The sequence below is a fragment of the Variovorax sp. RCC_210 genome, assembly GCF_041355175.1.
In the GTDB taxonomy this organism is placed as follows: Bacteria; Pseudomonadota; Gammaproteobacteria; order Burkholderiales; family Burkholderiaceae_C; genus Variovorax.
The window spans coordinates 134,865-158,843 of sequence record NZ_JBFUPJ010000014.1; the positions used below are offsets into that span (position 1 = coordinate 134,865).

The window sequence follows — 23,979 nt, forward strand, 5'->3', positions numbered from 1 at the left end:
GTTCACAGTCAAGCCATTCGGCACATCGGAGCACCTTCATGTGGATCGCAGAGTTTTCGCAAGCGGCCGGCCTCAATGTGGCCACGGTGCGCTTCTATGTCCGCCAGGGGCTGCTGACGCCCAGTGCGGGCATGGCGGGCGGCGCGCGCCCTTACCTGGAGTTCTCGCCGCGGGACATGCGCATCGTGGCTGCCATTCGCGCGGGGCAGGCCATGGGCATGTCGCTGGCCGACATCAAGCTGCTGATGAACGAGCGCCGCGCCGGCGGCCGCAAGGTGATGCTGCAGACCATGGTCGCGCAGCGCGAGAAGCTCAGCCGGCAGGCGAAGGAGCTCGCGGCGATGGTGCGCTTCATCGACGCGAAGATCTCGTGGCTGCGCGCTGGCGCCTCAGGCGCGCCGCCGGAGCCGCCGAGGGTGGGGGCGTCGGCGGCAGGCGGCAGTGGGGCTAAGCGAGCGTCGCGTGCAGGAGCCTCGCTCAACGCTCAGCATCGAAGGCCGGCAAGGCCATAGCCTCGCGCACCGTGGCCCTGCACTCACCGAACCCGATCCACCGGTACCCCGGCCGCTCGCATCGGCCGCGCAGGATCACGGTGTCGTCGTCTTGCAGGAAGTAGCGTTCTTCCCCGTTCGACAGCTTGATGGGCTGCTTTCCACCGCCGGTGATCTCCAGCAGGCAGGCTGCTTCGCCGTCACCAGCGCCCGAGAGGGTCCCCGTTCCAAGCAGGTCACCGGCAAGAAGCGCACAGCCATTGATGGTGTGGTGGGCCATCAACTGGGCCATGGTCCAGTAGGCCGCATCGGCAAAGTTCGAGCGAACGATGCATTCGCCTTCATTTCCCGATGCGCGCATGGCCGCGGTTTGAAGCCACACCTCCAACCCCACGTCCACGGCGCCCGAGGCACGGTTCTGCTCGCTGTCCAGGTAAGGCAGAGGCTGGGGATCGCCCTTTGGCCGAGCGGTGGGCTTTCGGAACGGACGCAGGGCTTCCGTGGTCACGATCCAGGGGGAAACCGTGGTCATGAAGCTCTTCGCCAGGAACGGCCCCAGCGGCTGCGCTTCCCACGCCTGCAGGTCGCGGGCGCTCCAGTCGTTCAGAAGCGTCAGGCCGAAGATATGCCGCTCGGCGGCCTCCATCGAGATGCTGGTGCCTTGCGCATTGCCCTGGCCGACGATGATGCCCATCTCGAGTTCGAAGTCCATGCGCTCGCTGGGCTGCAGCACAGGCTGGGTTGCATGCGCCCGCATGACCTGTCCCTTAGGCCGCGGAAAATCATGTCCGCTGACCTGCACGGTCGAAGCACGCCCGTGGTAGCCGATGGGTACCCAGCGGTAGTTGGGAAGCAGCGGCGCATCCGGCCTGTTGAGGCGACCGGCGTTCGACGCATGGTGGATGCCGATGAAGAAGTCGCTGTAGTTCCGTATGTCGCACGGAAGTCCCAGTTCGACGTCGGTCAGCGGGAACAGCGACGGCGCCAGCTTCCTCTGACCGTCGCCTCCCCACCGGAGCGCGAGGGACATCGCCTCCCGCAGCGCAAGCCGCCGGGACGCCGGCTGCGCGAGCAACTGCGCCATGTCGCCGCTGTCGACCAGGCCCGCGCCGCAAAGGTCGAGCACCTTGTCGCCGATGGCGACACCGATGGACCAGGGCGCGTTCGGCTCGCGCCGGAAGCGTCCGAACGGCAGGTTCTGGATCGGAAACGGGCAACCCGGATCGTTCGCGGCTTCGACCCAACTCATGAGATCGGGCGCGTGGGTGTCGTGCGGCGCGCTCAAGAGGCAGCCTTGGGAATCAGCGGCAGGATCAGGTGCGAGTCGTACCTTCCTCCCGTGAGGATCGTGTGCTGCCCCGCATGCAGGTCGGGCCTCCTGTCCTGCGGGTCCGTGTGCAGGAACGGTCCCGATCCCTTGCGCGGACCGGTGGCGCCTTCGCGTTCGAAGTCGCGCGCATCGATCCGAATGGCCAGCCTGTAGCCCGCGGGAAGCACGATCGATGTCGGCCAGATCTCGACCTCGACGCGATAGTCTTCACCCGGCACCAGCGGCTCGATCTCTCGATGGGTGTGATGGGGCTGCCACGGCCGCGACTTCTGCGGATCGGTCTTGCGATGCGAGGCGCGCAGCCACCCCTGCGCAATGGGCACCGCCGGGTCCGTGGCCCCGCGGAACAGCACCTCGCGGCCTTCAGGGTCGTACGCCCGGATGGTGACGAACAGATCCATGTCCGCCGTGCTCGAACGTATCCAGAGCACGGCAGCCAGCGGGCCGGTGAACTCGGTCTCGGCCTGCATCGGGTCGCTCAAGAATTCCACGCCCGGTCCCGGTGCTTCGTACGAGGCTTCTTCTGCCTCGGCGAAGGCGCGAGGTCCCATCGTCCGGGTTGCCGCATCGAGGAACAGGCGCGTCCATTCGGTCCGCGCCAGCGGCCATTCGTTCTCGAGGCGCGGCTCGAAGCGGTCAGCATGCCGAACCTCCAGCATCACCGGGGGCAACCGGTCCCAGCCGTTGTCTTCGCCTTTGAGAAAGCGGTCGAAGAAGCGTTTCTGCAACTGCACATACTCCGGCAGGTAGAACGACTCCCAATGGGTTCCTCCGTGCATCTGCAGCCATTTCTGGCCAGACCCCGCGCCGAGAAACCCCTGGACGTTTCCGCGCAGGTGCAGGCCCATGCCGCCCCAGTTGCCCGCGGAGAGAACCGGCACCTGAATGTCCGCGAGCTTCGCTGTTCGTTCGTCGTACCAGCCGTCGACCACGGGGCGCGAGCGGAACTCGTCGATCACATCGACCCGGTTCGCGCGCAGTGCCTCGTCGTCGATGGGAGTGCCGGTGGTCGTGCCCTGGGTGTCCCGGTCGCGGTACGGGCTGTTCGCGTTGCCGTTCTGCACCGACAGGATCTGCTTCGGGAACCACATTTCGAAGAAGGTGTTGCCGAAGATCCCGCCGTGGTGGCTGGCGTCGCGGTAGAAGTCGCTCGCCCCTTCCCACGGACAAATGGCGGCCAGGTGAGGCGGCTGCAGCGCGGCGACCTGCCACTGGTTCATGGCGTAGTACGAGACCCCGAGCAGCCCGACCTTTCCGTTCGACCAGCTCTGCGTGCCGGCCCATTCGATGCTGTCGTAATAGTCTTCCACCTCCTGGGGCGACCACACCCACAGCTTGCCCGGCGATTCGCCGGCGCCGCGACTGTCCACCACGACGATCGCGTAGCCCGAGGGAATCCACCGCTCCGGGTCTGCAACCTCCCAGCGGATGTACCTGCCGGAGCTTCCGTCGGAGTCGATGCCCGGGTAGAGGCGCTTCAGCTCGTCCCACTGGGGCTTGAACGCCTCCCCGAAGTGGGCGTCTTTCCCGTAGGGACCGTGCGTCATCAGCACCGGCACGGGGCGGTCATCGTTCGGCCTGAAGACATTGGCCCGCAGGACCGATCCGTCTCGCAGCGTGATGGGGACGTTTTTCTCGAAGATCATTTGCGTGTCCCTTTGCTACTGGAAGATTGCGACCGCGCGTGTCCACCCGGCCGAGCCGCCCCGGACCTTCGCCGGAAAGCACGAGATCGTGAAGCCGTCGTGGGGCAGTGCCTCGAGGTTGTGCAGCTTTTCCAGATGGCAGTAGCCGATGTCCCGGCCTGCCTTGTGGCCTTCCCAGATGATGGCCGGGTCCTTGTCGCGCTTGTAGTTCTCCGCGGTGTATTGAAAGGGGGCGTCCCAGCTCCATGCGTCGGTTCCCGTGACGCGCACGCCTCGCTCCAGCAGGTACATGGTCGCGCCGTAGCCCATGCCGCAACCGGCCTGGACGAAGTCGGGCTGGCCGTACCGGCTGCCCGCGCGCGTGTTGATGACGACGATCTCGAACGGCGCCAGCGCATGGCCGATGCGCCGCAGTTCCGCTTCGACGTCTTCGGCCTGGACGACGTAGCCGTCCGGAAAGTGCCGAAAGTCCAGCTTCACGCCGGGCTGCATGCACCACTCCAGCGGCACCTGGTCGATGGTGATGGCCGCCTCTCCCTTGTTCATGGTCGAGGCGAAGTGCCACGGTGCGTCGAGGTGGGTGCCGTTGTGGGTGCTGAGTTCGACCTTCTCCACGGCCCAGGCCTCGCCGTCGGGCAGGTCGCCTGGCTGAAGCCCCGGAAAGAACTGCGCCATGCGGCTGAAGCTTTCCTTGTGATTCATGTAGTGAATCTTCGGCGCGAAAGCGGGCGGGTCGGAAATGACGTCGTTCTCGAGGTAGATCGACAGGTCGATGATTTTGCTGAACATCAGGAATCCATTTCAATGCCAAGGGGAGGAAGAACTCGTTGGTACAGCGCAAGCTCTTTTTCCAGGTACGCGCTGAACTGCTGCGGCGGCATTCCCGACACCTTGTTGCCGAAGCCGGTCATCTTGGTTTGGAACGAAGGCTCCGCCAGGGTTTTGGCCACGCCGTCGAAAAGCGCCTGCAGCACACCCGCGGGCATCTTGGGTGGAGCGAGCATTCCGATCCACGCAGAGATGTCGACACCCGGCATGCCAAGCTCCGCGAATGTCGGGACGTCGGGCAGTGTTTCCGCGCGCTTGCTGCCGGTGATCGCCAGTGCCTTGAGCCGCTTGGACTCGATGTACTGCATCACCGAGGAAGGGGCGATGAAGGTGAGGTCCACCACGCCGCTGATGACATCGGTGAGCGGCGTGCTCTTGTACGGCACGTGAATCAGCTCGATGCCCGCGTTTCTGGCGAACAGCGCGCCGACGACATGGGTGGTGTTGCCGTTGCCTGAAGACGCGTAGCCGATCTTTCCCGGGTTCTTCTTCGCCGCGGCAATCACGTCCGCCACCGAATTGAACGGCCCGTTCGCACGATGGAGAAGCGCGAACCCGTCGGTGGAATACACCATGGTCAGCGGTGTGAAGCTGTTGATGGGGTGGTACGGCAGCTTCTTCATCAGCACCCCGTTCGTCAGGTGGCCGCCCGTTGTCCACAGCACCACGGAGCCATCGGGCTTTGCCCGCGACACCTCCGCCGCGCCAATGGTCGTGGCTGCCCCCGGCTTGTTGTCCACGATGCAATTGCGCCCCGTGATCTGCCGGTAGGTTTCCGCAAAGATGCGGGCCATGCCGTCCAGTGCTCCACCGGCGGAGAAGGGCACGACGATCCGAAGGGTGTCCGGAAGCTGGACGTTCGCCCTCGCGAACGGCAGTGTGAGCGATGCCGCAGCACCTACGAGCGCTTCGCGCCGATTCAACATGATGTTTGTCTCCTGGAAAGTAGGCACAGCCCCGTCGTGCCGGGTCGTGTCCCGGAATCGATCATATCGCCAATCAAACAGATGTTTCAAGTAGGTGTTTTACATGACGAGCGAAGAGGGCGAACGGCTCCTCCCATTTCGAATGTGTACCGGTGCCGCCTTGTGGCGAGGGAAGGGCGATGCATGGTTGCATGCATAATCAATCGCACGTATGAGACCGACGTTTGACACCCCTACCGACGACGCGAAAACGAAAATCATCAAGGCGGCCGTATCGATGTTTGCCGAGCATGGGGCCAACAACGTTCCGCTGCGCGAACTGACGACGCAAGCCGGCGTGAACATCGCGGCCGTCAACTACTACTTCGGAAGCAGATCCGCTCTGGAAGAGGCGGTGTTCGAGGAGGTGGCCATTCACGTGAACAAGCAGCGCCTCGCCGCACTGAAGGCGCTGCTGAAGACAGCGGCCGAAGCCAATGCAAGGCCCTCGCTGGAAGCCATCATCGACACCTTCACGGAGCCGTATTTCGGGGAGGCGCTCAGCAACGAAGGTGCGTTGCTGGCCCAGCTGATCCTCAAGCACCGCGACGCGCCGACCGAAATGACCAAAAGGCTGGTTCATTCGCACTTCGACCCCATGGCGAAGAAATACGTCAGCGCACTTGCACTGGCCATTCCGCATGCCAGCCAGGACGAACTGGTCTGGCGCTACATGTTCATGACCAGCACCGTCGTTCTGACCGCAACGGACAGAAGCAAGAACAACCGCGTTGCGGCAATCTCCGCCGGCAAGCTCGACGCGGCGGACACGCGCAGCCTCAGGGCTGCCTTGATGCGATTTCTTGTCGGAGGCATGAGCGCTTCCGCCGAAAGTCCGGGCCCGCGTTCAAAAGCGCGGTCTCAGCCCAAGGCGTGAGCCCGGCGGCGCGCCTGCTCTCGGGCACACAGGCTACTTCTTCTGAACCGGCGCCTGTTTTTGCTGGGTGACCAGTTGGCCGACCAGAGAGGAAATGCCCCAGCTCGCGGCCTTGCCTGAGATTCGGGTGTCAGTGGCGCGCTGCAATGCGGTGCCGTAGCTGATGGCCAGCAGCACGGCGGCCAGGTCGAGGGCGGACACGGGGAGCTTGATCTTCGCTTCGAACGTGCGCTCGATGCGCTCGGCGATGCGTTCCCTGAAGCCGCGCAGCAATTCGTCGAACTGCCCGGCCAGTTCCTCTTCGCGTGCCGCATACAGCTGGAACTCGATCTGCAACATGCACCACTTCACGCGGTTCGGCCCCGCCGCGTAGTACCGGGACAGCCGATTGGGCAGCTCCTCGACGGAGATCGTGTCCTTGAGAACAGCATCGATCTTCGAGACTTCCTCGTCGAGATGACGCTCGAGGCTCGCAAGCATCAACTCGTCGCGCGAACCGAAATGCGCGTGGAACGCGCCGCGTGAATAGCCGGCGCGCTCGCAGATCGCGTCCAGCGATGCGCCTCGGTAGCCTTTTTCGACGACGAGGTCGGTCATTGCGTCGATCAGGCGACCACGCGTCTGGATCTGGCTTTCGGCGCGACTGAGTCGGGGCATGTTGATAGCGGTCAAACAGGGGTGAGGGTTTCCACCGACTGTACCACTGCGTGTTTGGATGCTTAATTGAATTCAAATACTGATTGGTATGTGAATGAACGATACTCAGCGCATGACAGGCCAGCTCAACCCTGAAGGTTTGTGGTTTCAAACCTCGGGCGATAGTGAAGGCGAGGGCGAATGGATCGTCCTGCTGCACGGCTTTCCGGCGTCGTCCGACGACTGGGCCGACGTGGCACCGGGCCTCGCCGGCCAGGCCCGGGTGCTCGTGCACGACATGCTGGGCTACGGTCGTTCGAGCAAGCCGGCCGGTGCCGACTATTCGGTGCGTGCGCACACCGACAGGTTGCTGCGCTTGTGCCAGCAGCTCGGCATTCGGCGTGCCGCTTTCGTAGGGCATGACCTCGGCGGCATCCTGCTGCAGCAGATCATCCATCGCTGGCGCATGGGGCACAGCCCGGTCGAAGTCACGGGCGCGGCCTTTCTCAATTCCAGCATCTACCACCACCTCTACCGCCCGACCCTGCGGCAACGGCTGCTGGCATACAAGCCACTGGGCAGGCACCTGGTCCGTTCGCTGTCGGCGAAGTCGTTCAAGAAGTCGATGGCCGGGGTGTGGGGCCCGACGCCGCCGAAGCCGGCGTACCTGGAAGCGCTGTGGCAGCACTTCAGCCGCGGCAACGGCCATCTGCTGAGCCCCGACCATTTGCAGTACATCGCGGAACGAAAGAAGTTCGGCAGCCAGTGGATGCAGAGCGTGCAGCAGTTCGATCGGCCGCTGGCGCTCGTCTGGGGCATCGACGACCCTGTTTCAGGCAAGCACGTGCTCGACCATGCCCGCGTGTTGCTGCCGCGCTCGCAGGTCACCGAAGTCCGGGCGGGGCACTTTCCGCAGGTTGAAGCGCCGCAAACCGTGCTGCGCGCCTTGCTGGAATGGGTCAGGACCCTTCGCTCCATCGAGGCATGAGCACCTGCGCACAGGTGCGAGCGTTCAACATCTCAAAGGAAAAATCATGGAAATGGATGTGATCATCCGCGGCGGCACCATCGTCGACGGATCGGGTGCGGCGCCCTTCACGGGCGACATCGCCATCCGCCAGGGGCGGATCGAAGAGATCGGCAAGACCACGGCATCGGCGCGCCAGACCATCGATGCGCAAGGTGCCATCGTCACGCCCGGCTTCATCGATGTGCATACCCACTACGACGGCCAGGCGATATGGGACGAAACGATGGCGCCGTCGGTCCAGCATGGCGTCACGACCGCGTTCATGGGGAATTGCGGCGTGGGTTTCGCGCCCTTGAGGCCTGGGCAGGAAGAGGTGTTGATCCGCCTGATGGAAGGCGTCGAAGACATCCCCGGAACCGCCCTGGCCGAAGGCCTCGACTGGAAGTGGGAAGGCTTCGGCCAATACCTCGACCGGTTGGACGCCGGGCGGCGCACCATCAACGTCGCGACGCAAGTCCCTCACGATCCGGTGCGGCTCTATGTCATGGGCGAGCGGGCCGAAAGGCGGGAACCCGCCACCGCGGACGACATCGCCAGGATGCGCGAGCTGGTGAAGGAAGGGTTGATGGCCGGGGCCTGGGCCTTCAGCACCGGGCGCACCGACGGACACCGAATGGCCGACGGCAAGGACACGCCGGCATCGATCGCCAACGAAGAAGAGCTGGTCGGCATCGCCTCGGTGCTGAAGGAGCTGCCCTTCAGAACACTCTCGGCCGTGTCCGACTTCGACCAGGCACAGGGAGGCGGCCACTTCCATGCCGAGTTCGACCTGCTGGAGAGCATGGCCAACGCGGCAGCTCGACCGATCACGGTCTCGTGGATGCAGCGCATGGGCGCCGACGCGCAGTGGAGCCGTATCGCGGAACGCGCCACCGCAGCCAACGCCAAGGGCTCGCACTTCCGACTGCAATGTGCGCCGCGCGGCATCGGCACGTTGATGTCGCTGAGCACCAGTTTCAATCCGCTGCTGGCCTTTGCGACCTACCACGCAGTGGCAGGGCTGCCGCTGGCCGAGCGCGTGCAGGCCATGCGGCAGGACGCGTTCCTGAAGGCGTTGGCGCAAGACACGCCCATGAAGTTGTCGCAGGCCGGCAATGCCATTCCGCCCGCCGCCGACGCCGCCATCCAGAACCTCTCGGAGGTGGCCAAGATGATGTTCCCCATCGACCGCGGCGTGAACTACGAGCCCGACCTGCGCACGTCCATCCATGCGCGCAGCCTCGCGTCCGGCAGAACCGTCGTGGAAGAACTGGCGTTGGCGCTGGCCGCCGAAGAGGGGCTGGCGTTCGTGTATTTCCCCATCTACAACTACCTGAGCGGCGACTTCTCGGTCGTCGAGCAGATGCTCTTCCATCCCCTGGCCCAGTTGGGCCTGGGCGATTCGGGCGCGCATGTGGCCACCATCAGCGACGGGGCCTTCCCCACGTTCTTGCTGCAGCACTGGGTGCGCGACAGGGCCAAGGGCCGGCGTCTTTCGCTGGAACGCGCCGTGCAGATGATGACCGGCGACCAGGCGGCCCATTTCCGCATGCAGGACCGTGGCCGCCTTGCCGTGGGCATGGCGGCGGACCTGAACGTCATCGACCTCGAGCGCCTGTCGCTGGGCATGCCCTATGTGGCCGCCGACCTGCCCGCCGGCGGCAAGCGGATCCTGCAGGACGCGCAGGGCTACGTGGCGACGCTCGTGGCGGGTCAGGTCGTCTCCCGCGGCGACCAGCTCACCGGCGCGACCCCCGGCGCGTTGTTGCGCGCTCCCTTGCTTTGAAACCCAACCCAGTCTGGACCACCGTGAAATCCCTGAACGTACTGATCGACGCCTACGGGCCCGCCGAGCAAATGAAACTGCGCGAAGTGGACATTGCCGCGCCCGGCCCTGGCCAGGTTCGCATGCGCAACACCGCCATCGGTTTCAACTTCATCGATGTCTACCAGCGCCGTGGCGCCAACGCACTGCCGCTGCCTGCCGGCCTGGGCCATGAAGCCGCGGGCGTCGTGGTCGACGTGGGAGACGGCGTGACCCACCTGCAGCCGGGCGACCGGGTTGCCACCGCCACCGCCGGACCGGGTGCGTACGCCTCGATTCGCAACGTGGACGCCGCCAAGGTCGTTCCGCTGCCGGACGACATCGGCGACGAGGTCGCCGCGTCGATTCTTTTCAAGGGGCTCACCGCCCAGTACCTCGTGCGCAAGACCCGGGCGGTAGGCGCCCAGGACGTGGTCGTGGTGCATGCTGCCGCGGGCGGTGTCGGCGCTCTCCTGGTCGGCTGGGCCAAGGGCCTGGGCGCCAAGGTGATTGGTGTGACCAGTTCGCCCAACAAGGTCGCGCAGATACGGGCATTGGGCGCGGACGGCGTGTCGGTCATCGGGCGCGACAGGCTCGCGGACGTGGTGACCGCCGTGGCGGGGCGCAAGGCCACCGTCGTGTACGACTCGGTGGGGCTGGCGACCTTCGAGGAATCCGCCGACGCGCTGGAGCCCTTCGGCCTGCTGGTGATCTACGGATCGAGCTCGGGCGCCACGCCCCCCATCGACCCTGAATGGCTCAACCGCAAGGGCTGCCTCTTCCTGACGCGGCCTTCCGTGTTCCCCCACAACGCCACGACGACGGCGCTGCTGTCGAACGCGGCGGATGTCTTCGAGGCGTACAGGCGCGGCATGGTCAAGGTCGATGCCGCGGCGCGGTATCGACTGGCCGACGTGGTCGACGCCCACCGCGACGCCGAGGCGAAGAAGACCACGGGCTCCCTGCTGCTGATGCCTGAGTGAGGAGACATCGGGTGAGCGACATGTCTCCAGGCGATGGTCGTTCACCGGCCCGCAGCCAGTGCACCGACCGATCGATGCTCGCGCTCTTCGAGACGCAGCGCCAAGCGAGCCGCGAAGCCATCGACGTTCCGCTCGAGATTCGCCGCGACCGCCTGCGGCGCCTGAGCGCGATGGTCGACGCGCACAACGCGGCGCTGTCCGCGGCGGTCGAGGCGGATTTCGGGGTGCGCTCGCCGGCACTCACCGCAGTGGCGGACCTGTTCGTGCTGCACAACCTCATGCGCCAGCTGTCGAAGAACCTGGCGCGCTGGAGCCGGCCGCAGCGCGTTGGCACGCCGATCTATCTGCAGCCGGCGCGTGCCTGTGTGCAGCGGCAGCCGCTCGGGGTGGTTGGTGTGATCTCGCCATGGAACTACCCGTTGCAGCTGTCGCTCGGACCGGCCGCCACCGCGCTGGCGGCGGGCAACCGCGTGATGCTGAAACCGAGCGAGCTGACGCCGCACACATCCGAGCTGCTTGCGCGGTTGGTGGCGGCATCTTTTTCGCAGGACGAATTCGCGGTGGTGACGGGCGATGCCGAGCTGGCCTCGGCATTTTCTGCATTGCCCTTCGACCACCTGTTCTTCACGGGCTCCACCGCCGTCGGCCGCAAGGTGGCGCTGGCCGCGGCAGCCAACCTCACGCCCGTGACGCTGGAGCTCGGTGGCAAGTCGCCCTGCATCGCCGATGCCTCCGCCGACCTGGACACCGCCGCGCTGCGCATCGCGCACGGCAAGTTGCTCAACGCGGGGCAGACCTGCATCGCACCCGACTACCTGTTGCTGCCGCGCGGTTGTGAAGACGCCTTTGCGGCGGCCTGGAAGCGCGCGGTGGCGCGGCTCTTTCCGCACATCTCAGGCAACCCCGACTACGCGGCGATCCTGACAGGGCCTCATCTGGCGCGCCTCCAGTCGATGCTCGACGAAGCCCGCGCATCGGGCGCGCGCGTTGAGCAAACCGCCGCAGAGCGGGGCCCCGCAAACATGCGCCAGATGGCCCCGGCGCTGGTGTTCGGCGTACAGCCGGAGGCGCGATTGCTGCACGAAGAAATCTTCGGCCCCTTGCTGCCCGTGCTGACCTACGACGGCATCGAGGACGCGGTGCGCTACGTCAACGCCCGTCCGCGCCCGCTCGCGCTCTACTGGTTCGGCACCGACACCGCAAAGCGCGATCGCGTGCTCCGGCAAACGGTCAGCGGAGGCGTCACGGTCAACGACACACTGCTGCACATCGCCCACGACAACCTGCCATTCGGCGGCGTGGGCGACAGCGGCATCGGGAGCTATCACGGCGAAAGCGGCTTCTTGCGCTTCACGCACCAGAAGGCCGTGCTGGTGCAGTCGCGCTGGTCTGGCGGCGCACTGCTGTATCCGCCGTATGGCGCAAGACTGGCGCGAATGATGAAGGTGCTGAGAATTCTGGGGTAAGGCGACCCCGTCTGCCACTCAAAGCCCCCGAGGCAGAAGCGACGCCACGGCGTCGCGCATGATGCCCGCGATCAACTGTTGTCTTTCCTTCGGCATGCGCCCGATGATCGACACCGCGCTGATGCCCGCCACCGGTGTGTCGTCCGCGCCCATCACCGCCAAGCCGACGCCCAGCGCGCCCTTGACCGCATGGTTTCCCACGACCGACCATCCGCGTTCGCGCGTGGCGCGCACCAGCAGTTCGAGCCGGCTCGGCGTCATGCCGCCGTAGCGTGAAAGCGCGGGCGTGTTCGACGCCGTGACCGCGCTGGCTTCTTCATGCGGCAGGGCCGCCAGCAACGCGAGTCCGGCGGCACCCACGCCCAGCGGTTGGCGCTGGCCGACCTGCACCGACAGCACCTGCACCGGGTACGCGCCCATCAGTCGTCCGATGCAGCGCGACATGTCTCCGTCCCGCAGGATTGCGAACACCGTGTCGCCGCACGCGGCGCTCACGCGCGCGAGCACCGGCTGCAGGCGCACCGCGAGGTGCGATTCGTCCGAAGGTGCGACGAGCGCGGCCACGCGGGGACCGGGCACATAGCGAAAGCGACCGCGTTGCGCGACGTAGCCGGTGTCGATCAGCGTGGCGAGCAGCCGGTAGATGGGAGCACGTTGCAGCTCGCACTGGCGGCACAGGTCGATCACGCGCACGCCCTCGCGCCCGCCGAGCAGCACCGCGTCCAGCACCTGCAGCCCGCGACGGAGCGACCGGCCGCCGGCTTCCGCCGCTTCGGCGGCTGCTTCAACAACGTCCGTTGACCGGACGTTTTTATTGGTGGCTTTGGAAGGCATCACAAAGAATCCGGCTCGTCGTCAACACAGTCCGCAGTGTGCCGCAGCAAGGCCGCCGCAGAGGAAGCACGGCATGCATCGCACTTTAAAAAACCGGAGACAGACATGAACTTGCACACCGCGCCGCGCCGGCGCTTCCTGGCGCTTGCCGCCGCCCTCGGCTTGAACGCCGCGCTGCCGTTGGCGGCACTGGCCGACACCTACCCGAGCCGCCCTGTGAAGCTGGTCGTCGGCTACGCCGCGGGTGGCGCGACCGATATCGTCGCTCGCCTGGTGGCGCTCAAGCTCGGCGAGCAGACGGGGCAGTCGTTCATCGTGGACAACCGCTCGGGCGCCAACAGCAACGTGGGGGCCGAAGTGGTCACGCACAGCCCGGCCGACGGCTACACGCTCTACCTCTACACCAGCGCCAACACCATCAACGCCTCGCTCTACAGCAAGCTCGGCTACGACCCGCAAAAAGACTTCGAACCTGTGGGAATGATTGCGAAGGTGCCCAACATCCTGGTGGTCAACCCCAAGCTGCCCGTGCATTCCCTGGCCGACTACGTGCGCTACGCGAAGGAGCAGCCCAAGGGCGTCACCTTCGCATCGTCGGGCAGCGGCTCGTCGATCCATCTGGCGGGCGAGACCTTCAAGCTTCTCACCCAGGGAAACATGCTGCACGTGCCGTACCGCGGCAGCGCGCCTGCGGTGTCCGACCTGCTCGGTGGCCAGGTCGATTCGATGTTCGACAACGCGCCTTCGGCACTGCCGCACGTGAAGGGCGGGCGCCTGCGGGCCATTGCCGTCACCGGCCCCGAGCGCCTGGCGTTGTTGCCCGACGTGCCCACCGTCGCGGAGTCCGGCTACCCAGGTTTCGACGTGCAGGCGTGGTTTGCGCTGGCGGCGCCAGCGGGCACGCCGAAGCCCGTCGTCGACAAGATCAACGCCGAACTCAACCAGGCGCTTGCCACCCCCGATCTGCGCAAGCGCCTGGCCGACCTGGCCGCGAAGCCGGAGCCCGGCACGCCCGAACAGTTGCGCAGCTTTGCGGCCGCCGAAATTGCGCGCTGGCGCGGTGCCGTGAAGGCGTCGGGCGCCCGCGCCGACTGAACGAACCATAGAAGGACTGCACCGCTCATGTACCCCATCGATTTTTTCTGGCGCGCGGCCGAACGCTGGCCCGAGCGCATCGCCATCGACGCGCCGGAGGGCGAAATCCGCTACGACGCACTCGCGCGCCGCGTTGCCGCATTGGCCGCTGCGCTCGTGGAGCTCGACGCGGCGCCGCAGAGCCGCGTCGGCATCTGCGCAAGGAACAGCGCCGAGCACATCACGGCGCTGCTGGCGGTCCTGGCCTGCGGCAAGGTCTGGGTTCCGCTCAATCCGCGCAGCACGCGCTCCGAGATCCGGCGAATCGTCGATGCCACGCAGCCGTCGATCGTCGTGGTCGACCCGGAGTACGTCGAGCTGTTGGAAGGCGCGCCGGCCGCCCGCATTTTTTCGCGCGGTGCCGCTGGCAGCACTTTTGAACCGAGCATCGACGAACTGGCCGCCCGGCACCACGGTGCGGCATGCCCGTCGTTCGCGCTGCCGGCCGACGCCACGCAAGCCATCAAGTTCACCGGCGGCACCACGGGCGCGCCGAAGGGCGTGATGCAGCCTTATCGCGCATGGATGGCCAACATCGCCAACCAGATCCAGGCCTGGGGCTTCGACGAGAACGAGCGCTACGTTCTCGCCGCGCCGATCACGCATGGAACCTCGTCCTACATCGTGCCGATCCTCGCGCAGGGCGGTTGCCACGTGGTGCTGGCCGAGGCCGGTGCCGAAGCCGTGCGCAGCGCGTTCCGCGACCGCGCGGGAACAGTCTGCTTCATGCCGCCCACCTTGGTCTACATGCTGATGACGCTGCCGGGCGTGTCGCGCGCCGACTTCCCGTGCCTGCGCCGGCTCATCTACGGTGGCGCCCCCATGCCGCCCGAGAAGATCCGCGAGGTGCGCGCCTTCTTCGGTCCGGTTCTGTGCACGACCTACGGCCAGACCGAGGCGCCGCAGATCCTGACGGTGATGCGCCCCGACGACTTCGAGGATGCGCGCAACTGGGCCTCGGTGGGCCGCATCGCCTGGTTCAACGACGTGGCCATCATGGCGCCCGATGGCCGCCTGCTGCCGCGCGGCGAGGTGGGCGAGGTGGTGGCGCGCGGGGAACTGCTCATGACCGGCTATTGGCGTTTGCCCGGGAAAACCGAAGAGACGCTTGTCGACGGCTGGCTGCACACCGGCGACCGCGGCCTGTTCGACGAGCGCGGCTTTCTCTACCTGAAAGACCGGCTGAAGGAGCTGGTGATCACCGGCGGCTTCAACGTGTATCCGATCGATGTCGAGAACGCGCTGGGCCAGCACCATGCGGTGCACGAGTGCGCCGTGTTCGGCATTCCCGACGACAAATGGGGTGAGGCCGTGCATGCCGTTGTGCAGTTGCGCCCCGGGCAGCAAGCGGCCGAGGCCGAGCTCATCGCCTTCGTGCGGGAGAAGCTCGGACCGGTGCAGACGCCCAAGCACATCCACTTCTACGAGAGCCTGCCCCGTTCACCGGTGGGCAAGGTGCTCAAGAACGCAGTGCGCGAGCGCGTGCTCGGCGCCCCCATTCCCAACGCTTGAAGGAAAAACGAACATGTCCTCACCTGTTCCCGTGACCCGCCTGTGCACCCACACCTTGACCAGCCTGCACTACCGCGACGCCAACCTCGTGGACGACCTCCTGGGCAAGAAGACCTTCACCGAAGTCATGCTGATGCAGATCCTGGGACGCGAGCCGCGCGGCGTCGACCTGCGCATCACCGACGCCGTCCTCATCGTGCTGATGGAGCATGGCCTGACACCCAGCGCCATCGCGGCGCGACTGATCTACATGAGCGCGCCCGAGAACCTGCAGGGAGCGGTGTCTGCAGGCCTGCTGGCCGTGGGCAGCCAGTTCGTCGGCACCATGGAGAACTGCGCGCGCCTGCTCGAGCGCATCCAGTGCGCGGCCGACCCGCAGGCCGAGGCGTTGGAGATAGCGCGCCACTGCAAGGGCCTGAAGAGCGCCGTGCCGGGCTTCGGCCATCACCTGCACAAGCCGGTGGACCCGCGCGCCTACAAGCTGCTCGACCTGGCGCGCGCCGAGCCCGAACTGGCCGGCGACAAGCTGCGCGCCCTGGCTCAGCTCTCGAGCGCCGTCGACGAAGTGGCAGGCCGACCGATCACGCTCAACGCCACCGGCGCAGTGGCGGCGCTGCTCGGCGAAATCGGCGTGCCGACGGGCATCATGCGGGGCTTCGCGGTCATCTCGCGTGCGGCGGGGTTGGTCGCGCACATTGCGGAAGAGCAACAGGAGCCGACCGGGCGTTTCATCTGGGAAACCGTCGAACACGCCATTCCCTACGCCGGCGAGGCCAGGCTGCCGGGAGGCCAGCGATGAGCCCGCGCGACGCCGTGGTGGTCACGGGCGGCTCCAACGGCATCGGCCGCGCCACGGTCGTGCGGTTGGCACAGGACGGCTACCGGGTCTTCAATCTCGACCTCGTCGAACCCGTGGAGCCGATGGAACACGAGACCTTCGTGCGCGTCGACCTCACCGACGAAGCCGCTCTGCGCGCGGCGTTGACCGGCGTCGTGGCGCAGCAGCCGGTAACGCGGCTGGTGAACAACGCCGGCATCGTGCGGCCCGCTTCGATCGATCACGTCACCGCGGCCGACCTGCAAGCCGTGATGGCGTTGAACGTGGCCAGCTGCATTGCCTGCGTGCAGGCCCTGCTGCCGTCGATGCGTGCAGCGGGGTTCGGACGCATCGTCAACGTATCGAGCCGCGCGGCGCTGGGCAAGTGCGAGCGCGTGGCCTATGCGTCGAGCAAGGCCGCGCTGCACGGACTCACGCGCACCCTGGCGCTGGAGCTCGGCTCGGACGGCATCAGCGTCAACGCCGTCGGGCCCGGACCGATCGCAACGGACCTGTTCGACCGCGCCAACCCACCGGGCGCGCCGCAGACGCTGGCCATCCTCGAAGCGATTCCGCTGCGCCGCATGGGCCGACCGTCGGAGGTGGCGCACATGGTGGCGTCGTTGCTGGACGCGCGCGCGGGCTTCGTCACCGGCCAGGTGGTGTATGTGTGCGGCGGCATGACCGTGGGGCTCGCATCGTGAACGCCTTCGCATCGGTCCCGCTGGAGCGGGTTGCGAAATTGTCATTCAGCCAAACTGGCAAGGACGAAAAATGAAAGCATGGATTCCTCAGCTTTGCGATGCGCAGCTGCAACTGAAGTTGGCAGATCTGCCGCAGCCCACGCCAGCACCGGGTGAGTTGCTGGTTCGCGTGAGAGCACTCGGACTCAATCGAGCTGAAATGAAACTGGCGGCGCCCTCTGGTGCATCGCCACAGCCGCCCGGCCTGGAGATGGCCGGCGAGGTCGTGGCCGTCGGCCCGGACGTTGTCGGCTTCGAAGCTGGCGACCGTGTCATGGGACTATGCAGCGGAAGCTACGCGGAGTACGTGGTGGCCAACCAGCAACGGCTCATGAGAGTGCCCGGCACGATGGACTGGGCAACTGCCGCAAGCCTTCCGCTGTCGGTTCTTACGGCCTACGACGCGCTGTCGAGCGCAGGAATTGCGCCTGGTGCGGTCGTCTACGTCAATGCCGCATCGTCTGGCGTCGGGGTGATGAGCTGGCAGATCGCCCAGGCGCTTGGCGCCCGTGCGGTCGTCGGAAGCTCGACCGCTGCTCGAAAGCTGCGCGTGCTGTCGGCGCTCGGTCTGCAGCATCCCGTGGAGGCCGCGCCCGAGGCCGTGAAGTCGTTGGTGGACGAGGTCTCCGGCGGAAAGGGCGCAGATATTCTGGTGGACTTCGTCGGGGGACCACAAATCGGTTTGCATTTGGATCTGGCGGCGGTCGGTGCGCGGTGGGTCAGCGTGGGCCGGTTGGGCGGCCTGCAGGGAGAAATCGACCTGGACCGCATCAGCTACAAGCGCATGCACTTGGTTGGCGCCACGTTTCGCACGCGCGGCCACGACGATGTGTCGCGCATCATCGCCGGTGCCACCCGTGATGTGCTTCCCCTCTTGTCGAGCGGAGCGATACGCTACCCCATCGCCGCGCGGTTTGCTTTCCCTGAAATGCTTGCGGCGCGTGAAGCAATGCAGAACAACCAGCAAGTGGGAAAGATTGTCGTGACGCACTGATGCGCGATGGGACAGGGAGGCGGCCGTTGGGCGGCTCACGCCAATCACGTCCGCACGCAGCGGCCCCGCCAGACACATCGCATGGCTCAGCTCCAGCGCGACAAGATTGCTGATACACGCTGCGCCTCTGACGGTGCCGCTCCCTGGATCTTCGAAGGCGTTCGCGAAAAGCGCGGCGCCGGCGCAGGGTGCGCCACCCCGTCCACATCGATGAACGCATCGCGCGCGACCTGGTGCGGATGATCGCGTGCCTCGCCGAGCGCGAGCACCGGCGCGAAGCAGGCGTCGCTCCCTTCGAGCAGTGCAGTCCATTCATCGCGCGTGCGGGTCAGAAAGCTGCGCTCCAGCTCGGCACGCAACGCGGGCCAGCGCGCCCGGTCGTTCTGTGCGTCGCGCAGGTCGGGGTCCACGCCGAGGCGCTGGCACAGGTCCGCGAAGAACTGCGGCTCGATGGGGCCGATGCACACATGCCGTGCGTCGGCCGTCGCGTAGGTGCCGTAGTACGGCGCGCCGCCGTCCAGCGCGTTGTGGCCGCGCTGCTCCACGAAATTGCCGCGCAGGGCGCTGGTGGCGAACAGGCTCATGAGCGAGTTCACGCCGTCGGTGATGGCCGCATCGACCACCTGCCCGCGCCCCGAGCGCCTGGCCTCGTGCAGCGCCGCCAGGATGCCCACGACCAGGTACAGGCTGCCGCCCCCGTAGTCGCCGACCAGGTTGAGCGGCGGCACCGGCGCGCCACCGGCGGGGCCGATGGCGTGCAGGGCGCCGGTCAGCGCGATGTAGTTGATGTCGTGGCCCGCCGACTGCGCCAGCGGTCCGTGCTGGCCCCAGCCGGTCATGCGGCCGTAGACCAGGCGCGGGTTGCGCGCCGCGAGCACATCAGGCCCCAGGCCCAGGCGCTCCATCACGCCGGGGCGGAAGCCTTCGACCAGCACGTCCGCGTGGGCTAGGAGCTGCAGCACCTCCGCGCGCGCCTCGGGGCTCTTCAGGTCCGCCAGCACCACGCTGCGGCCCCGGCCGGTGATGTCGGTGCGGTCGCCCAGCTTGCGGCCAGGCCGGTCGATGGTGACCACGTCGGCGCCCATGTCGCTCAGCAGCATGCACGCGAAGGGGCCGGGGCCGAGCCCTGCGAACTCGACGACCTTCAGGCCCGCGAGGGGCCCGCTCATGACGCGCTCTCGCATGACGCACCCTTCAGTCGCCACTGGAGCAGCGAGAACGCCGGTTGAGGTTGTGCTAGCGGGTGATGCTCGTACACACCCTCGACCTCGGTGCCGATGTCCACCGTTTGCATCGGGTCGCCCAGCAGGTTGCCGACCATTCGCACGTGGCCGGCCTCGGGCAGCTCGACGAGCACGACCAGGTAGGCGCCGTGCCCTTTCAGCGCCGCATGCGCCGGGTGCCACACGCGCTCCCAGCTGAAGATGCGCCCGCGCGGCGCCACCTCTTCCCAGGCTGGGTCGAACGCGTGGCAGCGGTGGCACAGCCACTCGGGGCCGAACTGCCAGGTGCCGCATGCGGCGCAGTGCTGCACGCGCAGCCGGCCCTCGCGCAGGCCCGACCAGTAGGGCGCCGAGAGGCCGTCGGGCTCCGGCACCGGAACCGGCAAGCCGGGCGGCAGGTAATGCGTTGTCGTCGTGTCGTTCACAGCACGTTCTCCGATGCCAGCAGCAGGTCGCTCACGGGCGTGACCATCGGCCCGCCGATCACCAGGGCCACATCGCTGCGCCGGGCCTGGCTGGTGGAGGTGCCGCGCACCTGGCGCACGGCCTCCAGCACCAGTTCGAAGCCGTGCATGTAGCACTCCGCCAGGTTGCCGCCGCTGGTGTTCAGCGGCAGCCGGCCCGTGGGCGCGAGCAGGTTGTCGAGCGTGAGGAATTCGTTCGCCTCTTCGGGGCGGAAGAAGCCGTGTTCGGCCAGCGCCATCGCCACGCCGCCGGTGAAGTTCTCGTAGCTCTGCACCACACCGACGTCGGCGGGCGTGATGCCGGCCATGGCGTACAGCTCGGGTGCCACGGTGGTGAAGCTCGCGCTCGCGTAGTCCGGCGCGTTGTGCGGAATGGCGCCGGCGCGGTAGCCCGAGCCGGCCGACGCGCCGAGCAGGTAGGCGGGCTTGCGCGCGAAGTCTTTCGCGCGCTCGGCGGCCACCAGCACGATGGCCGCGGCGCCGTCGTTTTCCATGCAGCAGTCGTACAGGTGAAAGGGCTCGGCAATCCAGCGGGAGGCGTCGTACGTGGCCGCGTCCAGCGGCTTGCCGTGCATCACGGCGCGCGGGTTGGCTTGCGCGTGGTGGTAGGAGGCCATGGCAATGGCGCGCATCGCCTCCTGCCGCACACCGTGCTCGTGCATGAAGCGCCGCACGCGCATGGCGAAGCGTTGCGGCGGCGAGAGCACGCCGTAGGGCATCAGGTAGGCCTTTTCGCCGGAGATGGTGTCCAGGCCCTGCACCTGGCCGAAACGGCCGCTCTGCCCCTGCGCCAACGCGCGGAACACCACCACGCAGTCGGCCAGCCCGGCCGCGATGGCCGCCGCGCCGTTGGCCACGGCCGCGCAGCACCCGCCGCCGCCACCACCCCATTGCATGGTCGCGCTGCGCAGGCGGTGCGTGCCCAGCGCGGCCGCCAGCCGCGATGCGTCGCTGCGGTCGTCGCTGTACGAGGCAAAGCCGTCGATGTCCCTCGGGTCGATGCCCGCGTCCGCGCAGGCCGCGAGGATGGCTTTCAGCGCCAGCTTGAACTCGGCGTCCGGCGACTGGCCGTGCTTGTAGTACGGCGTCTCGCCGATGCCGACGATGGCGACGCGCCCGCGCAGCGACCTTGGCGTCATGCCGGCGCGCCGGCGGTCTCGTGCCGCACGGCCGGTGGACCGAAGGCGCCGGCCTGGGCCAACACCGCCAGCCGGGCGTCGTCGTAGCCGAGCGCCTCGCGCAATACCTCGTGCGTGTGCTGCCCGACGGTGGGGGCCGCCACCGGGTCGGCGATGGGCGTTCGGCCATAGCGGATGGGCAGCGCCATGTTGGGCACCCAGCCGACGCCCGGATGCGGAATGCGCGTGACCAGCCGCCGCTCGCGCGCTTCCGGCGAGCGAATCGCCTCGCCCACCGAGCGCACCTCGCCGCACGGCACGCCGGCCGCGCGCATGCGCGCCTGCCAGTGCGACCACGGCTGTAATGCAAAGGCCTCGCCCAGCAGCGCGAAGAGTTCCTCGCGACGCGCGGAGCGCTCGCGTCCGTTGGCAAAGCGCGGGTCGTCGGCCACGTCGGGCCGCTCGATCACCTGCGCCATCAGCCGCTGGAAGATCTTGTTGTTGCCGCAGTTGATATAGAACGAGCGGTCCTGCGCCTCGAACACGCCCGAGGGGCAGGTGTCGGGGCTGGTGTTGCCGTGGCGCTGGGGTTCGGCGCCGCTGAACACATGTTGCAGCGTGGCGTAGCCCGTCATCAGCACGGCGTTGTCGAACAGCGCCACTTCCATCGACTGGCCGTGCCCGGTGCGCTCGCGCGCCACCAGCGCACCGAGGATGGCGTTGGACGCCATCATCGCGGTGCTGATGTCCATCACCGGCGACAGCGCGCGCACGCCCTGGCGGTCGGCATAGCCGTTCATCGACACGAAGCCGCTCTCGGCCTGGGCAATGGGGTCGAAGCCCAGCCGGTCGGCAAAGGCGCCCTCGCGTCCATAGGCCGAGACCGAGCAATACACCACCTCCGGGTTGGCCTTGCGCACGCTTTCGTAGTCCAGGCCGAAGCGCTCCATCACGCCGGTGGAAAAGTTCTCGACCACCACGTCGGCCGTGGCCACCAGCGCGCGGGCCACCTCCAGCCCCTCGGGCGTCTTCAGGTCGAGCGCCACGCTGCGCTTGTTGCGGTTCGACCAGAGAAAGGGCGCGCCCTGGGCCAGCTCGGGGTGCACCGGCGGGTACTGGCGAAAGTCGTCGCCCCGCCCGGGGGCCTCGATCTTCAATACGTCGGCACCCATGTCGGCCAGCATCATGGTGGCGAACGGGCCCGCGATGAAGTGCGTGAAGTCGACCACCTTGATGCCTTCGAGCGCCTGCGGGGCGCCCGCGGGGCGGGGCGTGTGTTCGGGAAAGTCGGTTTCGAGGTTTTCAAGCATGAAGGTGGTTCTCACATCTGGATGTTGGCTTTGCGCACGACCGGGCCCCACTGCGACATTTCGTCGCGAATGAGCTTTTCGAGTTCTTGCGGCGTGCTGCTGCGCGCCTCCACGTTGCGCTCGGAGAACATCTTTCGCACCTCGGGGCGCGCGACCGCGGTGCTTACCGCGGCCTGCAGCCTGGCGATCATGTCCTGCGGCGTGTCCTTGGGCGCAAGCACGCCGAACCAGGCCGAGCTCCTGAAGCCCGGCACGTCGTCCGCGATGGTCGGCAGGCCCGGCACCGTTTCGGTCGGCTTGAGCGTGCCCACCGCCAGGTAGCGCACCTTGCCCGAGTTGACGAGCGTGGCGCCGTCCAGCCCGGTGACGAAGGCGGCCTGCAGCTGGCCACCGGCAAAGGCCGTCATCATCGGCGCGCCGCCGTTGTACGGAATGTGCTGCAGCTTGAGGCCCGCGGCCTCGTTGAAGTATTCGGCCGCGAGGTGCGATAGCGAACCGTTGCCGACCGAGCCGATGTTCAACGACGTGCCGTTCTTCTTCGCATACGCGAGGAACTCCTTCATCGTCCGGGCCGGGCTGTCGGCGGGCACGGCCAAGATCATCGGCGTGATGGCCACGGTGGAGATGGGCCGCAGGTCTTTCAGCTCGTCGTACGGCACTTTGCGCATCAGCCCGACCACGGCATTGGGGCCGGTGTTGCCGAACACCAGCGTGTAGCCGTCGGCCGGGGCCTTGGCAACGTAGTCCACCCCGATGGTGCCGCCCGCGCCGGGCTTGTTCTCGACGATGACGGTCTGGCCGAGCGTTTCGGTCATCGATTGCTGGATGGCGCGCGCGAGCTGGTCGGTGCTGCCGCCGGCCGCGTACGGCACGATCATGCGAATCGGCTTGCTCGGGTAGGTGCCTTGGGCGAATGCGGGCAACACGCCGGCGGCGAGCCACAGGCATGCGGTGCGCAGCAGCGTGCGACGGGGGAGGAATGCGGGTTTCATGGTGAGGTCTCCTTGTTTTCGTGAATGCATGGGCTGGTACAGCTCGGCTCAGTTGCCGAGCACGGTCGACCAGTAGCTGCGGGCGCGGTCCATGTGCCGCAGGATGAGCAACTGCGCCTTGGCCGAATCGCGTGCGCGGATGTGTTCGAACAACCGGCGGTGGTCGCGCAGCGAGGCCTTGCCCTGTGCCGTGTCCTCGAACATGGCCTGGCGGCGCTCGCCCGTGAAACGGTAGAAGGCGTGCAGCACGCGCACCAGCACCGAGTTGTGCGTGGCGTCGACCAGCGCGATGTGGAACTCGGTGTCGGCGGCGGCGATGTTCCCTTCTTGCGCCAGCACTTTTTCGGTACGTCGCAGCACGGCTTCCATGCGCTCCAGGTCGGCCTCGGTGCGGCGCTGGCAGGCGAGGCCGGCGGCCAGCACCTCGAGGTGACCGCGCACCTCCATCGTCTCGGCCACCTCGACCGGCGTGGGCGTGCCGCCCATGTCGGTGAGCATCACCAGCGCTTCGAAGCTGGCCTCGCGCTCCACGTGCCGCAGGTAGATGCCCGAATTGGGCCGCGACTCGACGATGCGCAGCGTGACCAGCGTGGCGAGCGCCTCGCGCACGGCGTTGCGGCCTACGCCCAGCCGCTCGGCCAGGTCGCGCTCCGAAGGCAGCCGGTCGCCGGGTTGCAGGCGGCGGTCGCGCAGGTACGCCAGGATGCCGGCAATGGCGCCGTGGCCACCTTGGCCGCCTTGTCCGCTGGTGGGTTCCTGCACCTCGGTGGTGGGGTCGAGCTTGGTGGCCATGGTGTGCATGC

At 67.2% G+C, this 23,979-nt stretch carries 23 protein-coding genes; 11 read left to right on the top strand and 12 right to left on the bottom strand.

Translation table 11 applies throughout. The annotated features are described in order from the left end of the window. Window positions 1-38: 38 nt before the first annotated feature. Window positions 39-512 (top strand): MerR family transcriptional regulator, encoded by a 474-nt coding sequence (locus AB6807_RS30355; RefSeq protein WP_371087468.1) that lies wholly within the window; start codon window positions 39-41, stop codon window positions 510-512. Here the strand turns inward: AB6807_RS30355 and fahA are convergent. From fahA to AB6807_RS30375, 4 genes are read right to left on the bottom strand one after another with little or no spacing between them, the layout of a single operon-like run. Continuing rightward, window positions 478-1,776: a fumarylacetoacetase gene (gene fahA, locus AB6807_RS30360; RefSeq protein WP_371087469.1), complete on the bottom strand. Its 1,299-nt coding sequence runs from the start codon at window positions 1,774-1,776 to the stop codon at window positions 478-480. The two genes, AB6807_RS30355 and fahA, sit on opposite strands and share 35 nt — an antisense overlap. After that, window positions 1,773-3,467 (bottom strand): CocE/NonD family hydrolase, encoded by a 1,695-nt coding sequence (locus AB6807_RS30365; RefSeq protein ID WP_371087470.1) that lies wholly within the window; start codon window positions 3,465-3,467, stop codon window positions 1,773-1,775. The genes fahA and AB6807_RS30365 overlap by 4 nt, the downstream gene beginning before the upstream one ends. A 15-nt stretch (window positions 3,468-3,482) precedes the next feature. Then, window positions 3,483-4,256, bottom strand: coding sequence for a cyclase family protein (locus AB6807_RS30370; RefSeq protein WP_371087471.1), 774 nt, complete (start codon window positions 4,254-4,256; stop codon window positions 3,483-3,485). Next, window positions 4,256-5,221: a Bug family tripartite tricarboxylate transporter substrate binding protein gene (locus tag AB6807_RS30375; RefSeq protein ID WP_371087472.1), complete on the bottom strand. Its 966-nt coding sequence runs from the start codon at window positions 5,219-5,221 to the stop codon at window positions 4,256-4,258. Before AB6807_RS30375 ends, AB6807_RS30370 begins: the two co-directional genes overlap by 1 nt. Before the next feature lie 211 nt (window positions 5,222-5,432). On the opposite strand from AB6807_RS30375, the gene AB6807_RS30380 reads away from it, so the two are divergent. Then, window positions 5,433-6,137, top strand: a complete 705-nt coding sequence (locus AB6807_RS30380) for a TetR/AcrR family transcriptional regulator (protein WP_371087473.1) — start codon at window positions 5,433-5,435, stop codon at window positions 6,135-6,137. A 33-nt stretch (window positions 6,138-6,170) separates the two neighbouring features. On the opposite strand, the gene AB6807_RS30385 is transcribed toward AB6807_RS30380, so the two are convergent. Then, complete coding sequence (locus AB6807_RS30385) at window positions 6,171-6,734, bottom strand: TetR/AcrR family transcriptional regulator (protein ID WP_371087474.1); 564 nt, start codon at window positions 6,732-6,734, stop codon at window positions 6,171-6,173. Between the two features lie 154 nt (window positions 6,735-6,888). Between AB6807_RS30385 and AB6807_RS30390 the strand changes: the two genes are divergently transcribed. From AB6807_RS30390 to AB6807_RS30405, 4 genes are read left to right on the top strand one after another with little or no spacing between them, the layout of a single operon-like run. Further along, a complete protein-coding gene (locus AB6807_RS30390) occupies window positions 6,889-7,761 on the top strand; it encodes an alpha/beta fold hydrolase (RefSeq protein WP_371087475.1) in 873 nt (290 codons plus the stop codon). Window positions 7,762-7,807: 46 nt separating this feature from the next. Further along, a complete protein-coding gene (locus tag AB6807_RS30395) occupies window positions 7,808-9,568 on the top strand; it encodes an amidohydrolase family protein (RefSeq protein WP_371087476.1) in 1,761 nt (586 codons plus the stop codon). A gap of 23 nt (window positions 9,569-9,591) precedes the next feature. Continuing rightward, on the top strand, window positions 9,592-10,569 hold the full coding sequence (locus AB6807_RS30400; RefSeq protein WP_371087477.1) for a quinone oxidoreductase: 978 nt from the start codon (window positions 9,592-9,594) through the stop codon (window positions 10,567-10,569). 20 nt (window positions 10,570-10,589) lie between these two features. After that, window positions 10,590-12,035, top strand: coding sequence for a coniferyl aldehyde dehydrogenase (locus AB6807_RS30405; RefSeq protein ID WP_371087560.1), 1,446 nt, complete (start codon window positions 10,590-10,592; stop codon window positions 12,033-12,035). An 18-nt stretch (window positions 12,036-12,053) separates the two neighbouring features. Here the strand turns inward: AB6807_RS30405 and AB6807_RS30410 are convergent, their stop codons facing one another. Next, on the bottom strand, window positions 12,054-12,869 hold the full coding sequence (locus tag AB6807_RS30410) for an IclR family transcriptional regulator (RefSeq protein WP_371087478.1): 816 nt from the start codon (window positions 12,867-12,869) through the stop codon (window positions 12,054-12,056). Between the two features lie 105 nt (window positions 12,870-12,974). On the opposite strand from AB6807_RS30410, the gene AB6807_RS30415 reads away from it, so the two are divergent. The 5 genes from AB6807_RS30415 to AB6807_RS30435 all read left to right on the top strand — a co-directional run bounded on the left by AB6807_RS30415 (window position 12,975) and on the right by AB6807_RS30435 (window position 18,069). Further along, entirely contained in the window at window positions 12,975-13,964 is a 990-nt protein-coding gene (locus AB6807_RS30415; RefSeq protein WP_371087479.1) for a tripartite tricarboxylate transporter substrate binding protein, read from the top strand. 27 nt (window positions 13,965-13,991) lie between these two features. Then, complete coding sequence (locus AB6807_RS30420) at window positions 13,992-15,515, top strand: class I adenylate-forming enzyme family protein (RefSeq protein WP_371087480.1); 1,524 nt, start codon at window positions 13,992-13,994, stop codon at window positions 15,513-15,515. A gap of 13 nt (window positions 15,516-15,528) precedes the next feature. Next, window positions 15,529-16,314, top strand: coding sequence for a citryl-CoA lyase (locus tag AB6807_RS30425; RefSeq protein ID WP_371087481.1), 786 nt, complete (start codon window positions 15,529-15,531; stop codon window positions 16,312-16,314). Continuing rightward, window positions 16,311-17,036 carry an SDR family NAD(P)-dependent oxidoreductase gene (locus AB6807_RS30430; protein WP_371087482.1) on the top strand — a complete coding sequence of 242 codons (726 nt, stop codon included), beginning with the start codon at window positions 16,311-16,313 and terminating at the stop codon, window positions 17,034-17,036. Before AB6807_RS30425 ends, AB6807_RS30430 begins: the two co-directional genes overlap by 4 nt. Window positions 17,037-17,106: 70 nt before the next feature. After that, on the top strand, window positions 17,107-18,069 hold the full coding sequence (locus AB6807_RS30435) for an alcohol dehydrogenase catalytic domain-containing protein (RefSeq protein WP_371087483.1): 963 nt from the start codon (window positions 17,107-17,109) through the stop codon (window positions 18,067-18,069). An 86-nt stretch (window positions 18,070-18,155) separates the two neighbouring features. Here AB6807_RS30435 and AB6807_RS30440 read toward each other — a convergent pair whose 3' ends face one another. From AB6807_RS30440 to AB6807_RS30465, 6 genes are read right to left on the bottom strand one after another with little or no spacing between them, the layout of a single operon-like run. After that, window positions 18,156-19,238 carry a CaiB/BaiF CoA transferase family protein gene (locus AB6807_RS30440; protein ID WP_371087484.1) on the bottom strand — a complete coding sequence of 361 codons (1,083 nt, stop codon included), beginning with the start codon at window positions 19,236-19,238 and terminating at the stop codon, window positions 18,156-18,158. Further along, on the bottom strand, window positions 19,235-19,717 hold the full coding sequence (locus AB6807_RS30445; protein ID WP_371087485.1) for a Zn-ribbon domain-containing OB-fold protein: 483 nt from the start codon (window positions 19,715-19,717) through the stop codon (window positions 19,235-19,237). The genes AB6807_RS30440 and AB6807_RS30445 overlap by 4 nt, the downstream gene beginning before the upstream one ends. Continuing rightward, window positions 19,714-20,895, bottom strand: coding sequence for an acetyl-CoA acetyltransferase (locus AB6807_RS30450; RefSeq protein WP_371087486.1), 1,182 nt, complete (start codon window positions 20,893-20,895; stop codon window positions 19,714-19,716). The genes AB6807_RS30445 and AB6807_RS30450 overlap by 4 nt, the downstream gene beginning before the upstream one ends. Continuing rightward, on the bottom strand, window positions 20,892-22,184 hold the full coding sequence (locus tag AB6807_RS30455; RefSeq protein WP_371087487.1) for a CaiB/BaiF CoA transferase family protein: 1,293 nt from the start codon (window positions 22,182-22,184) through the stop codon (window positions 20,892-20,894). The genes AB6807_RS30450 and AB6807_RS30455 overlap by 4 nt, the downstream gene beginning before the upstream one ends. 11 nt (window positions 22,185-22,195) lie before the next feature. Further along, on the bottom strand, window positions 22,196-23,176 hold the full coding sequence (locus tag AB6807_RS30460; RefSeq protein WP_371087488.1) for a Bug family tripartite tricarboxylate transporter substrate binding protein: 981 nt from the start codon (window positions 23,174-23,176) through the stop codon (window positions 22,196-22,198). A gap of 48 nt (window positions 23,177-23,224) precedes the next feature. Next, entirely contained in the window at window positions 23,225-23,968 is a 744-nt protein-coding gene (locus AB6807_RS30465; RefSeq protein WP_371087489.1) for a FadR/GntR family transcriptional regulator, read from the bottom strand. Window positions 23,969-23,979: the final 11 nt, after the last annotated feature.